This is a genomic window from Pseudomonas sp. JUb52 (assembly GCF_004341115.1).
GTDB lineage: Bacteria > Pseudomonadota > Gammaproteobacteria > Pseudomonadales > Pseudomonadaceae > Chryseomonas > Chryseomonas oryzihabitans.
The window spans coordinates 49,917-64,703 of record NZ_SLYS01000005.1 but is presented as its reverse complement, the minus strand read 5'-3'; the positions used below and the strand labels follow the sequence as shown (position 1 = coordinate 64,703).

The 14,787-nt window shown below is 67.0% G+C and carries 14 protein-coding genes, 1 tRNA gene and 1 pseudogene; 10 read left to right on the top strand and 6 right to left on the bottom strand.

The window, feature by feature from the left end; translation table 11 throughout:
* Positions 1 to 98 precede the first annotated feature (98 nt).
* The 9 genes from EC839_RS10190 to EC839_RS10150 all read left to right on the top strand — a co-directional run bounded on the left by EC839_RS10190 (position 99) and on the right by EC839_RS10150 (position 7,970).
* A complete protein-coding gene (locus tag EC839_RS10190) occupies positions 99 to 1,823 on the top strand; it encodes a tetratricopeptide repeat protein (RefSeq protein WP_007161556.1) in 1,725 nt (574 codons plus the stop codon).
* The gene (lolB, locus tag EC839_RS10185; protein ID WP_007161555.1) at positions 1,820 to 2,440 is read left to right on the top strand and encodes a lipoprotein insertase outer membrane protein LolB; all 621 of its coding nucleotides are present in this window, start codon (positions 1,820 to 1,822) and stop codon (positions 2,438 to 2,440) included. The genes EC839_RS10190 and lolB overlap by 4 nt, the downstream gene beginning before the upstream one ends.
* Positions 2,437 to 3,297 (top strand): 4-(cytidine 5'-diphospho)-2-C-methyl-D-erythritol kinase, encoded by an 861-nt coding sequence (gene ispE, locus EC839_RS10180; RefSeq protein WP_007161554.1) that lies wholly within the window; start codon positions 2,437 to 2,439, stop codon positions 3,295 to 3,297. Before lolB ends, ispE begins: the two co-directional genes overlap by 4 nt.
* A 25-nt stretch (positions 3,298 to 3,322) precedes the next feature.
* Positions 3,323 to 3,397, top strand: a tRNA-Gln gene (locus EC839_RS10175).
* A gap of 41 nt (positions 3,398 to 3,438) precedes the next feature.
* Positions 3,439 to 4,380 (top strand): ribose-phosphate pyrophosphokinase, encoded by a 942-nt coding sequence (locus EC839_RS10170; RefSeq protein WP_007161553.1) that lies wholly within the window; start codon positions 3,439 to 3,441, stop codon positions 4,378 to 4,380.
* A 122-nt stretch (positions 4,381 to 4,502) separates the two neighbouring features.
* Entirely contained in the window at positions 4,503 to 5,126 is a 624-nt protein-coding gene (locus EC839_RS10165; RefSeq protein ID WP_007161552.1) for a 50S ribosomal protein L25/general stress protein Ctc, read from the top strand.
* A 34-nt stretch (positions 5,127 to 5,160) separates the two neighbouring features.
* On the top strand, positions 5,161 to 5,745 hold the full coding sequence (pth, locus tag EC839_RS10160; protein WP_007161551.1) for an aminoacyl-tRNA hydrolase: 585 nt from the start codon (positions 5,161 to 5,163) through the stop codon (positions 5,743 to 5,745).
* A gap of 42 nt (positions 5,746 to 5,787) precedes the next feature.
* Positions 5,788 to 6,888: a redox-regulated ATPase YchF gene (gene ychF / locus EC839_RS10155; protein WP_007161550.1), complete on the top strand. Its 1,101-nt coding sequence runs from the start codon at positions 5,788 to 5,790 to the stop codon at positions 6,886 to 6,888.
* A gap of 170 nt (positions 6,889 to 7,058) precedes the next feature.
* Complete coding sequence (locus tag EC839_RS10150) at positions 7,059 to 7,970, top strand: LysR family transcriptional regulator (protein WP_007161549.1); 912 nt, start codon at positions 7,059 to 7,061, stop codon at positions 7,968 to 7,970.
* On the opposite strand, the gene EC839_RS10145 is transcribed toward EC839_RS10150, so the two are convergent.
* Positions 7,943 to 8,224 carry a hypothetical protein gene (locus tag EC839_RS10145; protein WP_007161548.1) on the bottom strand — a complete coding sequence of 94 codons (282 nt, stop codon included), beginning with the start codon at positions 8,222 to 8,224 and terminating at the stop codon, positions 7,943 to 7,945. The two genes, EC839_RS10150 and EC839_RS10145, sit on opposite strands and share 28 nt — an antisense overlap.
* Before the next feature lie 106 nt (positions 8,225 to 8,330).
* A complete protein-coding gene (locus EC839_RS10140) occupies positions 8,331 to 9,518 on the bottom strand; it encodes an MFS transporter (protein ID WP_007161547.1) in 1,188 nt (395 codons plus the stop codon).
* A gap of 72 nt (positions 9,519 to 9,590) precedes the next feature.
* Here EC839_RS10140 and EC839_RS10135 point away from each other — a divergent pair.
* Positions 9,591 to 10,485 (top strand): annotated as a pseudogene (locus EC839_RS10135) (LysR family transcriptional regulator).
* Positions 10,486 to 10,899: 414 nt separating this feature from the next.
* Here EC839_RS10135 and EC839_RS10130 read toward each other — a convergent pair.
* The 4 genes from EC839_RS10130 to EC839_RS10115 all read right to left on the bottom strand — a co-directional run bounded on the left by EC839_RS10130 (position 10,900) and on the right by EC839_RS10115 (position 14,787).
* Positions 10,900 to 11,268, bottom strand: coding sequence for a hypothetical protein (locus EC839_RS10130; RefSeq protein ID WP_007161543.1), 369 nt, complete (start codon positions 11,266 to 11,268; stop codon positions 10,900 to 10,902).
* A 104-nt stretch (positions 11,269 to 11,372) separates the two neighbouring features.
* A complete protein-coding gene (locus EC839_RS10125) occupies positions 11,373 to 12,281 on the bottom strand; it encodes a LysR family transcriptional regulator (protein WP_132832532.1) in 909 nt (302 codons plus the stop codon).
* A 242-nt stretch (positions 12,282 to 12,523) separates the two neighbouring features.
* Complete coding sequence (gene ycaC / locus EC839_RS10120; RefSeq protein ID WP_007161541.1) at positions 12,524 to 13,147, bottom strand: isochorismate family cysteine hydrolase YcaC; 624 nt, start codon at positions 13,145 to 13,147, stop codon at positions 12,524 to 12,526.
* Positions 13,148 to 13,191: 44 nt separating this feature from the next.
* A complete protein-coding gene (locus EC839_RS10115) occupies positions 13,192 to 14,787 on the bottom strand; it encodes an MFS transporter (protein ID WP_007161540.1) in 1,596 nt (531 codons plus the stop codon).

The window sequence follows — 14,787 nt, the reverse complement described above, 5'->3', positions numbered from 1 at the left end:
ACCACCGCACTTCTCGGCCCGCCGCTCCGCATGTGCGACGCGGCCACGGCGACTCTTGTGGCATGATGGACCGACTGTAAAAAGGCCGCCCTGACCCTATGACCAGATACCTCGCGCTGCTGACGACCGCCCTGCTGCTCGCCGGCTGCCAGAACCTCGGCCGGCAGCCGACGCCCGCCGCCGCCATCCCGCCACCCACCGCCAAGACCAGTACGCCGCAACCGGCCGGCTCCTTTCGCGAAGACACCCTCTATGACCTGCTGGTCGGCGAGCTGGCCGGTCAGCGCAATCGTTTCGACATCGCCCTGACCAACTATGTCGAGCAGGCCAAGTCGACCCAGGACCCTGGGGTCGCCGAACGCGCCTTCCGCATCGCCGAATACCTGAGCGCCGACACCCCGGCGCTGGAAACCGCGCAGATCTGGGCGCGCAACGCCCCCGACAACCTGGATGCCCAGCGCGCCGCCGCCATCATGCTGGCCCGCGCCGGTCGCTATGACGAATCCATGGCCTATATGGAGCGCGTGCTCCAGGGCCAGGGCGACACCCACTTCGATTTTCTCGCCCTGTCCGCGGCGGAAACCGACGAGACCACCCGCGCCGGGCTGCTCAAGAGCTTCGATCGACTGCTGGCCAAGTATCCGCGCAACGGTCAGCTGCTGTTCGGCAAGGCGCTGCTCTTGCAGCAGGACGGCCGCGCCGACGAGGCGCTGAAACTGCTGGAGCGCAATCCAGCCGCCAAGCGCGAAGTCGCCCCGCTGCTGCTGCGCGCGCGCCTGCTGCAGAGCCAGGACCGCAGCGCCGAGGCCCTGCCGCTGCTCGAAGCCGGCATCCGCCAGCACCCGGAAGACCGCCGCCTGCGCCTGGCACATGCCCGGCTGCTGGTGGAGCTGGATCGCCTGGACCAGGCCAAGCGCGAATTCGCCGAGCTGGTCACCCAGTTCCCCGACGACGACGACCTGAGATTCTCCCTGGCGCTGGTCTGCCTGGAAGCCCAGGCCTGGCGTGAAGCCCAGATCTATCTCAAGGAACTGCTCGACCGCGGTAGCCATGTGGACGCCGCGCACCTCAACCTGGGGCGCAGCTACGAAGAACTCGACCAGCCCGAACAGGCACTGGCCGAATACGCCCAGGTCGGACCGGGCACCGATTACCTGGCCGCCCAGCAGCGCCAGGCGGAAATCCTGCTGGGCAGCGGCCGCATCGCCGAGGCCCGTCAGCGCCTGGCCGACGCCCGCAAGCGCCAGAGCGAATACGCCGTGCCGCTCTATCTGCTGGAAGTCGAAGGCCTGGCCAGTGCCGACCAGACCGCCCTCTCCGACCAGACCGTGCAGCAGGCCCTGCAGCAGTATCCCAACGATCTGAATCTGCTCTACGTCCGCTCCATGCTGGCGGAAAAGCGTGGCGATCTCGGTCAGCTGGAAGCCGATCTGCGCTACATCATCGCCCACGACCCCGACAACGCCATGGCGCTCAATGCCCTCGGCTACACCCTGGCCGATCGCACCCCGCGACTGGCCGAGGCGCGCCAGCTGATCGACAAGGCGCACCAGCTGAGTCCGGACGATCCGGCGATCCTCGACAGCATGGGCTGGATCCGCTATCGCCAGGGCCAGCTGGCCGACGCCGAACGCTATCTGCGCCAGGCCTACGAACGCTTCCCCGATGCCGAGGTGGCGGCCCACCTGGGCGAGGTGCTCTGGGCCCAGGGCAAGCGCAGCGAAGCGCGCAAGGTCTGGCGCGTGGGCCTCGACGCCGACGCCGATGACGCCATCCTGCGCAGTACCCTCAAACGCCTGACTGGAAGCGAAACCCTCCGATGATCCGCGTGCGTACCCTCTTCACCCTGTTCCTGCTCGCCCTGCTGGCCGGTTGCGCCAGTACCTCTCGTCAGGAGGCCGTGGAAGGCCAGGGCAATGCCGCCCAGTGGCAGGCCCACAAGCAACGTATCGCCGCCCTCGACGGCTGGCAGATCGACGGCAAGGTCGGCATCCGCGCACCGCGCGATTCCGGCAGCGGCACCCTGTTCTGGCTGCAGCGCCAGGACTACTACGACATCCGCCTGGCCGGCCCTCTGGGGCGCGGCGCCACCCGCCTCACCGGGCGTCCGGGCGCCGTCACCCTCGACGTCTCCGGCCAGGGCAGCTACCAGGCCGACTCCCCTGAGGCCCTGCTGGAACAGCAACTCGGCTGGCGCCTGCCGGTCTCGCACCTGCTCTGGTGGGTGCGTGGCCTGCCGGCCCCGGACAGCCGCAGCCAGCTGACCCTGGACGCCGACAGCCACCTGGCGCGCCTGGTGCAGGACGGCTGGACCGTGGAATACACCCGCTACACCGAGCAGAACGGCTACACCCTGCCCGAGCGCCTCAAGCTCACCGGCAAGGACCTGGAAGTCATCCTGGTGGTGAAGACCTGGCAGCCGCGCGAGCTGGGCAAATGACCGCGGCGCCCGCCTTCACCCTGCCGGCGCCGGCCAAGCTCAATCTGTTCCTGCACATCCTCGGGCGCCGCGCGGACGGCTATCACGAACTGCAGACGCTGTTTCAGTTTCTCGACTGGGGCGACGACCTGGGCTTTGCCGGCCGCGACGACGGCGAATTGCAGCTGCACGATGGCCTGCCGGGCGTCGCTCCCGAGCAGAATCTCATCCTGCGCGCGGCGCGGTTGCTGCAGCAGGAAAGCGATACCCGGCAGGGCGCCGATCTCTGGCTGACCAAGCGGCTGCCCATGGGCGGCGGCATCGGCGGGGGCAGTTCGGATGCCGCCACCACCCTGCTCGGCCTGAATCATCTCTGGGGCCTGGGCGCCAGCCTCGACGACCTGGCGGCCCTGGGGCTGCGCCTGGGCGCCGACGTGCCGGTGTTCGTCCGCGGTCAGGCCGCCTTCGCCGAGGGCGTGGGTGAAAAGCTCACCCCGGTCGCTCCGCCGGAACCCTGGTATCTCGTGGCCGTGCCGCAAGTCTCTGTAAGTACAGCAGAAATTTTTTCAGATCCGCTGTTGACACGGGACACTCCCGCCATTAAAGTTTGCGCCGTTCTCAAGTGGTCAGGTCGAAACGACTGCCAGAGTACGGTCGAAAGGCGTTACCCAGAAATTCGTAACGCTTTGATCTTGCTAAACAAATTTGTTTCAGCTAGATTAACCGGCACTGGAGGTTGCATATTTGGAAGCTTTCCAAATAAGACCGAAGCTGATACAGTAGCTAGCCAGCTACCAGCATCACTTCCAGGCTTCGTAGCCAAAGGCAGCAACACTTCCATGTTGCACCGGGCGCTAGCAAGTCTGACCAGAGAATGAGTACAGCTAGTACTCTGCAAGATACAGGGGCGTCGCCAAGCGGTAAGGCAGCAGGTTTTGATCCTGCCATGCGTTGGTTCGAATCCAGCCGCCCCTGCCATTTTCCTTCCAAGACCCACCTCAAGCCGCAGGAACTGCAGCGTGTCCAAGATGATGGTCTTCACGGGGAACGCCAACCCCGATCTGGCACGGCGCATCGTGCGCCAGCTGCACATCCCTCTCGGTGACGTCTCTGTCGGAAAATTCTCCGATGGCGAGATCAGCGTCGAAATCAACGAGAACGTTCGGGGCAAGGATGTCTTCATCATCCAGCCCACCTGCGAGCCGACCAACGACAACCTGATGGAACTGGTGGTGATGGCCGATGCCTTCCGCCGCTCCTCGGCCACTCGTATCACCGCAGTCATCCCCTATTTTGGCTATGCGCGCCAGGATCGCCGTCCGCGTTCCGCGCGCGTCGCCATCACCGCCAAGGTCGTGGCCGACATGCTGACCGTGGTGGGCATCAATCGGGTGCTCACCGTCGATCTGCACGCCGACCAGATCCAGGGTTTCTTCGATATTCCCGTGGACAACATCTACGGCTCCCCCGCCCTGGTGGATGACATCGAAGACCAGCGTTTCGAAAATCTGATGATCGTCTCCCCGGACATCGGCGGCGTGGTGCGTGCGCGTGCCGTGGCCAAGAGCCTGGGTGTGGACCTGGCGATCATCGACAAGCGTCGTCCCAAGGCCAACCAGTCGGAAGTGATGCACATCATCGGTGACATCCAGGACCGCACCTGCGTGCTGGTCGACGACATGGTCGATACCGCCGGCACCCTGTGCCACGCGGCCAAGGCCCTGAAGGAACACGGCGCCGCCAAGGTCCTGGCCTATTGCACCCACCCGGTGCTGTCGGGTCGGGCCATCGAGAACATCGACAACTCCGTGCTGGACGAGCTGGTGGTGACCAACACCATTCCGCTGTCTGCCGCGGCTCAGGCCTGCAGCCGTATCCGCCAACTGGACATCGCGCCGGTGGTGGCCGAGGCGGTACGCCGGATCAGCAACGAAGAATCCATCAGCGCGATGTTCCGTTAAGGAACAGCCGCTCTGGAAGCGCCCCGGAAGGCCGTGACGGTCTACCGGGGCTTTTTAGTCGGTAGGGCCGTAGAACTGGTCGCAAGTCTCGGTCTGCCGATTCCTTATCCTGGAGATTCACAATGGTTGATTTCACTCTGAATGCCGAAGTGCGTTCCGACCTGGGGAAAGGTGCGAGCCGCCGCCTGCGTCGTAATGCCGGTAACGTTCCCGCCGTGATCTACGGTGGCGACAAGGCCCCGACTTCCATCACCCTGGTCGCCAAAGACCTGACCAAGATGCTGGAAAGCGAAGCCGCCTACGCCAGCGTCATCACCCTGAAGGTTGATGGCAGCAACGAAAGCGTCCTGGTCAAGGCCCTGCAGCGTCACCCCTCCAAGGGCTACGTCATGCACGCCGACTTCCTGCGCGTCGTCGCCGGTCAGAAGCTGACCGCTCACGTGCCCCTGCACTTCATGAACCAGGAAACCTCCGTGGGCGTGAAGCAACAGGGTGGCGAGATCCTGCACACCATCAACGAAGTCGAAGTTTCCTGCCTGCCGAAAGACCTGCCGGAATTCATCGAAGTCGACATGGCCAAGGTCGAGCTTGACCAGATCGTTCACCTGAGCGACCTGAACGTCCCGGCTGGCGTCGAGCTGGTGTCCCTGGCCCACGGCAGCGATCTGCCGGTTGCCAGCATCCACATGCCGCGCATCCGTGAAGAAGCTGCTGACGGCGCTGCCGAAGAAGGCGCTGCCGAGTAAGTTCTCGCACGCCTGAAAGAGAAGGGCTCCTGACATGACTGCCGTCCAACTGATCGTCGGCCTGGGTAATCCAGGCCCCGAATACGACCAGACCCGGCACAATGCAGGGGCCCTTTTCGTTGAGCGGCTGGCAGCCGCCCAGGGCGCGAGCCTGGCTGTCGACCGCAAGTATCACGGCCTCGTGGGGCGCTTTCGCCACGCGGGCAACGATGTTCGTCTGCTCATCCCCACCACCTACATGAACCGCAGCGGCCAGGCCGTGGCGGCGCTCGCCGGCTTTTTCCGCATCCCGCCGGCGGCCATCCTGGTGGCCCATGACGAACTCGACCTGCCACCCGGCACCGCACGCCTCAAGACCGGCGGCGGCCACGGTGGGCACAACGGGCTGCGCGACATCATCGCCCAGCTCGGCAATCAGAACGGCTTCCAGCGCCTGCGCCTGGGCATCGGCCATCCGGGGCATGCCAGCCTGGTTTCCAACTTCGTGCTAGGCCGCGCACCGCGCAGCGAGCAGGACCTGCTCGACACCAGCATCGAGGCCGCCCTGGAGGTGGTACCAACGCTGCTGGACGGCGACCTGACCCGCGCCATGCAACGCCTGCACAGCCGCAAGGCCTGACCTACCCTACCCTCTTCCTTTTCTTCCGCGAGGACACACACCATGGGATTCAATTGCGGCATCGTCGGCCTGCCCAACGTCGGCAAGTCCACCCTGTTCAATGCCCTGACCCAATCCGGTATCGCGGCGGAAAACTTCCCCTTCTGCACCATCGAGCCCAACAGCGGCATCGTGCCCATGCCCGATGCGCGACTGAACGCCCTGGCGGAGATCGTCAAACCCGAGCGGGTGATCCCCACCACCATGGAGTTCGTCGACATCGCCGGCCTGGTGGCCGGTGCCTCCAAGGGTGAAGGCCTGGGCAACAAGTTTCTCGCCAACATCCGCGAGACCGATGCCATCGCCCACGTGGTGCGCTGCTTCGAAGACGAGAACGTCATCCACGTGGCCAACTCGGTGGACCCCAAGCGGGACATCGAGGTGATCGACCTGGAGCTGATCTTCGCCGACCTCGACAGCTGCGAGAAGCAGCTGCAGCGCGTGACCCGCAACGCCAAGGGCGGTGACAAGGAAGCCCTGGCGCAAAAGGCCCTGCTGGAACAGCTGATCCCCCACTTCGAGGCCGGCAAGCCCGCCCGTAGTCTGATGAAGGGCCTGGACGAAGAGCAGAAGCGCCTGGTGCGCAGCTTCCACCTGCTGACCAGCAAGCCGGTGATGTACATCGCCAACGTCGCCGAAGACGGCTTCGAGAACAACCCGCACCTGGACGTGGTCCGTGCCATCGCCGAAGAAGAAGGCGCCGTGGTGGTGCCGGTGTGCAACAAGATCGAGGCGGAGATCGCCGAACTGGACGACGACGAGGAAAAGCAGATGTTCCTCGAGTCCATGGGCATGGAAGAGCCGGGCCTGAACCGGGTGATCCGCGCCGGCTACGAACTGCTCAACCTGCAGACCTACTTCACCGCCGGGGTGAAGGAAGTCCGCGCCTGGACCGTCCGCGTCGGCGCCACCGCGCCCCAGTCGGCCGCCGCCATCCACACCGACTTCGAGAAGGGCTTCATCCGCGCCGAAGTGGTGGCCTATGACGACTTCATCGCCTTCAAGGGCGAGAACGGCGCCAAGGAAGCCGGCAAGTGGCGCCTGGAAGGCAAGGACTACATCGTCAAGGACGGTGATGTCATGCACTTCCGCTTCAACGTCTAAGCGACGGCGAAGGCCAGAGCCCCCTCCCCACCGCAAGGTGGCGAGGGGGTTTTCTTTTGCGCGGCGATTGGCTGTCGCCGCGCAAAGGCACGGCTCGCGGGGCGTCGATTTGGCACAATGACCCTCGCTCGACCGCCCGCGAGGGCTCTTCCCGCTGCCTGGATGCCGCCATGAACTTCGAAGACCTGCGCCTGTTCGTCACCACCCTGAACGAGGGCAGCTTCACCGCCGCCGCCGACAAGCTGGGGCTGTCCAAGCAATTCGTCAGCCGGCGGACCATGGCACTGGAGGAAAGTCTGGGGGTGCGGCTGCTCAATCGCACCACGCGACGCCTGCAGGCGACCGAACTGGGAATGCTGCTCTATGAGCGGGCGGTCAAGATCCTCGAAGACGTGAACGACACCGAGGAATTGCTCTCCAGCCGGCGGACGGTGCCCCAGGGGGTGCTGCGCGTGAGTGCGCCCATGACCTTTGGCACCCTGCACCTGAGTCCCCTGCTGCCGGATTTTCTCTCGGCCTATCCGCAGATCCGCCTGGAGCTGGATCTCAACGACCGGGCGGTGGACCTGCTGGCGGAGGGCTACGACATGTCGATCCGTATCGGCACCCTGGCCGATTCCAGCCTGATCGCCAAGCGGCTGACCGAGATGCAACTGGTGACCTGCGCCAGTCCGGATTATCTGCAGAAGGTGCCGCCGCTGCTGCAGCCGGAGGATCTGGCCGAGCACAGCTGTCTGCTCTATGGCCATGGTCGCCAGGTGGAATGGCGCTTTCAGCGTGGGGGCAAGCCGCTGGTGCTGCCCATGCAGGGTCAGCTCCGGGCCAACAACGGAGAGGTGGTGCGGGATGCGGCCATTGCCGGCCAGGGCATCGCGGTGCTGCCGACCTTCATCATCGGCGCGGCGCTGGCCTCAGGGGCGCTGGTGCAGGTGCTGGAAGACTTCGCCCTGCCCAGCGCGGCGGTCTATGCGGTCTATCCCCAGCATCGTCAGTCGGCGCGCATCGTCCAGCTGTTCTCGGACTATCTGCGCGACCGCCTGACGGTCCGGCCGACTCACGCCACGGCGCCGCGGGTCGGTTGACGCTGGGGCCACTGCTGCAGGGTCCGCTCGGCGCCGTCGGCGGCCAGGCGTTGGCCGTCCAAGCGCTGCTGCTGGCGCTGGATCGACGGCTGCAGGCTGCGATCGGCACCGTTTTCGGCCAGGGCGCGATCCTGCTGCTGGTGTTTCTCGATCAGCGAACCCAGGGGGCGCAAGGCGCTTTCCTCGGCCTGGGCGGATTGGGCGATGGCGGTGGTGAGCAGGGTGGCGGCGAAGAGGGCGGTGAGGGCTTTCATGGCGAGTACCTGTGTCGGGTGGGTGTGGACTCATTGTCGCCAGCCCACCCCGCGCCTAGAAATCGTCCCTCGGGATAGCGATCATCGACCGCGCTGATGATGGCGTTCAGGCCCGCGCCTGACGCTGGCGCAGCAGGAACAGGCCCCAGACCGCCAGCGCCGTGGCCGCCAGCAGGCACCCGGCCAGGCTCACGCCGGGCCAGCCGAAGTGTTCGTACAGTCGCGCCGACAGCAGCGAACCCAGGGAGCCGCCGAGGAAGTAGCCGGTCATGTAGCCGGCATTGAGGCGGCTGCGGGCTTCCGGGCGCAGCCGATAGACCACGTTCTGGTTGCTGACGTGGCTGAGCTGCACGGCGAGATCCAGCACCAGGATGCCGACCAGCAGCGCCGCCAGCGACTGCTGGGCGAAGGCCAGGGGTAGCCAGGCCAGGGTCAGGGAGGCCAGACCGATGCTGGTGGCGAGACCTCCCTTGCCCTGGTCGGCCATGCGTCCGGCCAGGTTGGCGGCCAGGGCGCCCACGGCGCCGGCGAGACCGAACAGGCCGATGGTGCCGTCGCTGAAGCCATAGGGCTCGGCGGCGAGCAGAAAGGCCAGCGGCGTCCAGAACACCGCGAAGACGGCGAAGCCCAGACAGCCCAACAGGGTGCGCAGGCGGTGCAGGGGCTCGTCACGCAAGAGCTCGAACACCGACCCCAGCAGCCGCGGATAGCTCAGGCCCGCCGACTGCTGATAGCGCGGCAGCGCCAGGCGCAAGGCCAGGGCGGTAGCCAGCATCAGACCGGCCGCCACGGCATAGACGGTGCGCCAATCGCCCAGGGACGAGAGCGCCCCGGCCACGGTGCGGGCCAGCAGGATGCCGAGGATGAGGCCGCTCATCACCGTGCCCACTGCCCTGCCCCGCTGCTCCGGCGCGGCCAGGGTCGCGGCGAAGGGCACCAGCACCTGGGCCACCACCGAGAAGAGCCCGGTCATGGCGGTGCCCAGCAGCAGCCAGGTCAGACTGGTGGCGGTGGCGCTCAGGGCCAGGCCGGCGGCGGCGATCACGCTCATGGTGACGATCAGTCGGCGGCGCTCCAGCAGGTCGCCCAGGGGCACCAGCAGCAGGAGTCCGGCGGCGTAGCTGAGCTGGGCGGTGGTGACGATGCTGCCGGCCTGGGTGTAGCTGAGGTCGAAGCGCTGGGCGATGGTGTGCAGCAGCGGCTGATTGTAGTAGTTGCTGGCCACGGCGATGCCGGTGGCGACGGCCATGAGCAGGGTCAGCCAGCGGCTGAGAGGAGGCGTGGGATTGGACATCCGCAGGATCCGGCAAGAGAGGGGCTGGTCAGTATCGGACAACGGCAGCTATCGGTTAAATGAATCGTTAAGATGGCCTTGATCTCATTTCAAGATAGCGCCATGAATCTCAAGCAGCTGGAATTCGCCGTCGCCCTGGCCGAGGAACGCCACTTCACCCGCGCCGCCGAGCGCTGCCACGTGGTGCAGTCGGCGCTCAGTCACCAGATCGCCAGGCTGGAGGCGGAGTTGGGCGCCACCCTGTTCGAGCGCCTGCCGCGCCAGGTACGCATTACTCCCGCTGGCGAGGCCTTGCTGGTGCATGCACGCCAGGCGCTGGCAGCGGTGGAGCGCTTGCAGCAGGACGTGGCCGCCGCGGTCGGCGCCATTCGCGGCACCCTGACGCTGGGCCTGATCTCCTCGGTGCCGCGCCTGGATATCGTCGAGTTGCTGGCCACCTTCCATGCCCGTCATCCCCAAGTGGACATCCGCCTGCGCCAGGACAAGAGCGAGACGCTGCTGGCGGCGGTGCGCGAGCGGCAACTGGATTTCGCCCTGATCGGGCTGTCGCGCCAGGTGGCCCTGGAGGCGGTGGACAGCCGCCTGCTGCTCAGCGAGGAACTGGTGGCGGTGTTGCCCGCTGCCCACGCCCTGGCAGGACGGGACAGGCTGTCGCTGCACGAGCTGGTGGATCTGCCGCTGGTGGACCTGCGGCGCCCGACGGCAGACCGACGAAGCCTTCGCCGCCCTGGGCCTGCCCCATCGGGTGCGTTTCGAGACGGGCAACATGCAGTTGCTGGAGCGCTTCGTCCGCCGCGGCCTGGCGATCGGCCTGGTGCCCCAGAGTATCGCCAGCACCTTTACCGGCCTGGCCCGGGTGCCGGTCAGCGATGCACCCCAGCGTAACGTCCATGCCATCTGGCCGCCCCTGCCGACGCCGGCGACGCGGGAGTTTCTCAAGATCCTGGAAGAGGCGCTGGCGGATTAGCCCTCGCTTATCGGTCGGCCGTACAGCCGTTGAGGCGATATGCGCGGGCTACGTGCCGAAGTATGGTCCGGTGACGAACCCCTGGGGCGTGAGGCGCTTCTCTGTCCGCAACCCTGGTGGGAGGCTGTTGATTTCCTGGCGCAGAACTGAGGACTTGGCGAGCTCTCTGGTCTCGGCCATGGCGGTCCGCCGATGCGGCCGCTCCTACAGGAATGGCGGCTCCTGTAGGAGCGGCCCATGGCCGCGATAGCTGTGTAGGTCCGAAGCGTAGCCTGGAAAACGGCGCAGCCTTTTCCAGGAGTGACATCGTTGTGCGGGGAGTACCCTCACCCCAGCCCTCTCCCGGAGGGAGAGGGGGTTATCCGAGCCGGTGTTCAGCCGCGGCAGAACGCTCGACAACCTGCTGACCTGCCCTCAGCCTTCGCTGACCGGCAGTCGGCGCACGAAGTTGCCCACCCGCCAGGCCAGTTGTTCGCCCTGGCACTGCACCAGCAGGTTGCGCACCGGGTAGGACTGGCCGGCGACGCTGGCTTCGGCCTGGGCTTCGCTGGCGCCGTCCAGGTGGTTGCGGGCGAGGACCTGATAGCTGCCGGTGGGGCAGCGCGCCGCGGCTTCGCCCGCGCAGCCGGACCAGCTGCCGAAGACCCCATTGCACTGCACCAGGTAGGCCGTGCTGCCATCTCTGAGGTAGGCGTTGTGAGAGCTGGCGCAGCCGGCCAGCAGGGCGAGGAAGCCGGCGCAGGCCAGCAGGCGGAGGGCGTTGCGGAGGATGGCGAGGTTCATGGCAGGGGCTCCGGAAGACATGCAGCCATCCTAGAAAGCCAACCCCCTCCTCCATAAATCGTACCGGCGGATAGCGCTTATCGACAGCGCTGATAGCCGCGGCGCTAGGGGTTCTCGCCCATGAATCTGATGATCTCGCCGCGCAGCCAGCGCTCGCCCGGATCCTGGTCCTGGGCCGCGCGCCAGACCAGCGACAGCTTGGCCGGGACGATGGGAAACGGCGGTTCCTCGATGCGCAGACTGCCGCCCGCGGCCAGCGCCCGGGCGGCGTAGTCGGGCACGGTGGCGAGCAATTCGCTGCCGGCCAGCAGGGCGCCGAGGCCGTTGAAGTGGGGTACGCCCAGGGCCACCTTGCGACTGCGGCCGAGGCGCGCCAGGTCGTCGTCGATGTTGCCGCAGAGATCGCCAGACATGGACACCAGCACATGGGGCCGGGCGCAATAGTCGTCCGGGGTCAGGGGGGCGGGATCGCGGTCGGCGCGCACTACCAGGGCGCGGATGTGCCTCAGGGTACGGCACTTGGCGTTGGCCGGCAGCTGGGTGGTGTAGCTGATGCCCAGGGAGACCTCGCCACTGGCCAGCAGCCCGGGCAAGAGCAGGAAGTTGGCGTTGCGCACCACCAGCACGCAGTGCGGCGCCACCTCGCGCAGATGGGCCAGCAGCGGCGGCAGCAGGCCGCATTCGACGTCGTCGGACATGCCCAGGCGAAACACCGCGCGACTGGCGCCGGGGTCGAAGTCGTCGACCTCGCTCAGGGCATTGGACAGGCCGTCCAGGGCCGGGCGCAGCCGTTCGAGAATGGCCAGGGCGCGCGGCGTGGGCTCCATGGCGCGACCGCTGCGCACCAGCAGGGGATCGTCGAAGAACTGTCGCAGGCGCACCAGGGCAGCGCTGATGGCCGGCTGGCCGAGAAAGAGCTTTTCCGCGGTGCGGGTGAGGTTGCGCTCGTGCATCAGGCTTTCGAACACCACCAAGAGGTGCAGGTCGATGCGGCGCAGGTCGTTGCGGTTCACGGCATCCCTCCGCGAAGGCCAGGCGCCGGGAGAGGCGCCTGACCGTCGTTACCTTAGAGTCTGTTCAAAGTCTCGCGAGCTAGAGCTAAACAAGGCCTAGGCGGCCCCGCGAAGACACCTGAGGAAGCAGATCGGACTCGCGCTCGAGTTTACAAATAGTAAATGAGCATTCCGACCGGGCTGGCGACCCAGGGCCTCTTCAACGCCGTTTGGCCGACGCGCAGCAGACTTTGGATAGGCTCTTACTTGGCGGCCAGCTTGGCGTAGCTCGTCATCAAGTTGCGGTAGTTGGGGATGTGGTTGGACAGCAGGGCGCCCAGGCCTTCGATGTCGTTGCGCCAGTCGCGGTGCAGTTCGCAGGCCACGCTGAACCAGTTCATCAGCTGCACGCCGGCGGCGCTCATGCGCGCCCAGGCGGCCTGCTGCACGGTCTTGTCGAAGGTGCCGGAGGCATCGGTCACCACGAAGACGTCGAAGCCTTCGGCGATGGCGGCCAGCGCCGGGAAGGCCACGCAGACGTCGGTCACCACGCCGGCAATGATCAGCTGCTTGCGACCGGTGGCCTTGATGGCGGCGACGAAGTCCTGGTTGTCCCAGGCGTTGATCTGGCCGGGACGGGCGATGTAGGGCGCCTCGGGGAACAGCTCGATCAGCTCGGGCACCAGCGGGCCGTTGGGGCCCTGCTCGAAGCTGGTGGTGAGGATGGTGGGCAGGCCGAAGAACTTGGCGCTGTTGGCCAGGGCCAGGACGTTGTTCTTGAAGTCGCTGGGGGTGAAATCCTGTACCAGGGAGATCAGACCGGCCTGGTGGTCGATCAGCAGGACGACGGCATCGTTCTTGTCGAGACGGTTGTAGGGCTTGCTCATGGTGGAGTCCTCGGGGGTGGTGGTTGATGAGGTGACGGGCTGCGCTAGGCGCCGCCCAGGAGATGGCGGATGGCGATGGGCACGCCAGGGGTCTGGTACTGCCGCGCCGCCGCTTCCAGGCGCTGTTCGCCCTGGGTGACGCGGTGGTGGTGGCGCAGGTGCTCCAGCCAGGATTCGTCGCAGAAGAATTCCTGCCAGCGGCGCGGTTCGGCGCTGTCCTGCAGCAGGGCCCAGGAGAAGGCGCCGTTGCGCCGGCGCATGGCGCCCACCGCCTGCATGGCCTGGCGAAAGGCCGGGCCGTGCTCGGGGGCGATGTCGTATTCCAGGGTGACCATCACCGGGCCGCGCTCGCGATCCAGGGAGTCGTCGAGGATGGGCGCCGGCCAGTGCAGCGAAGGAGCGATGTCCGCCGCCGGGGTGACCGGCAGGCGCAGACGCCAGGTCAGCCCGATGCCGGCCAGCAGCACCCCGGCCGCCGCGCTCAGCGCCACGCTCAAGGAGAAATGACTGGCCAGGGCGCCCCAGAGGAAGCCGCCCAGGGCGCTGGTGCCAAAGAACACCAGGATGTAGACGGCCAGGGCGCGGGCGCGCACCCAGGCGGGTACGGCGGTCTGGGCCGCCACCTGCAGGCTGGAGAGCACGGCGATCCAGGCCAGGCCGCTGGCCAGCATCACCGGCAGCAGCCAGGCGAAGTCGCGGATCCAGGCCAGGCCGAGTAGGACCAGCGCATAGAGGGCACTGGCGCCGGCCACCAGCAGGTCGCTGGAGAGTCTTTCACGCAGGCGCGGCAAGAGCATGGCGCCGCCGATGGCGCCCAGGCCGACACAGCCGAGCAGGATGCCGAAATCCAGGGCGGTGCCCTGCAGGGCCTGGCGCACCAGCAGCGGTAGCAGGGCCATGCCGGCGCTGGCGCCAAGGAAAAACGCGGCGGTCCGGGCCAGCACCACCTGCAGCTGGAGCGAGCTGCGGGCATAGCGGAAGCCGACCCGGACGGCGCCCAGCAGGCGCTCCGCGGGCAGCACGGCGGCTGCAGGTTGGCGTCGCCAGGTCAGGAGCGCGACGATCACGGCAAAAAAGGAAACGGCATTGAGGGCGAAGGTCAGCCAGGGACCGGCCAGGCTGACCAGCACCCCGGCCAGGGCCGGGCCGAGCGCGCGGGCCACATTCATGCCCAGGCTGGACAGGGCGATGGCCGCGGGCAGCTCGCTCTTGTCGACCAGCTCGGGGGTCAGCGCCGACCAGGCCGGCAGCATCAGCGCGGTGCCCACGCCCATCGCCAGGGTCAGCCCCAGGAGCAGCGGTACGGTCATCCAGCCGGCCAGGGTCAGGCTGGCCAGGGCCAGGGCCACCGCGGCCATCCACAGCTGCACGCCGAGCAGATAGCGGCGGCGGTCGACGATGTCGGCCAGGGCGCCGGCCGGCAGCGCCAGCAGGAACATCGGCAGCGCCCCCGCCACCTGCACCAGGGCCACCGCCAGGGGACTGGCCGACAGCGAGGTCATCAGCCAACCGGCGCCCACCTCGTGCATCCAGGTGCCGATGTTGGAGGCGATGCTGGCCAGCCACAGCCAGCGAAAGGTGCGCTGGCGCAGCGGTTGCCAGGGCGAGGCGGCGTTGGGAGTCACGGCGGCGGCGGTCAT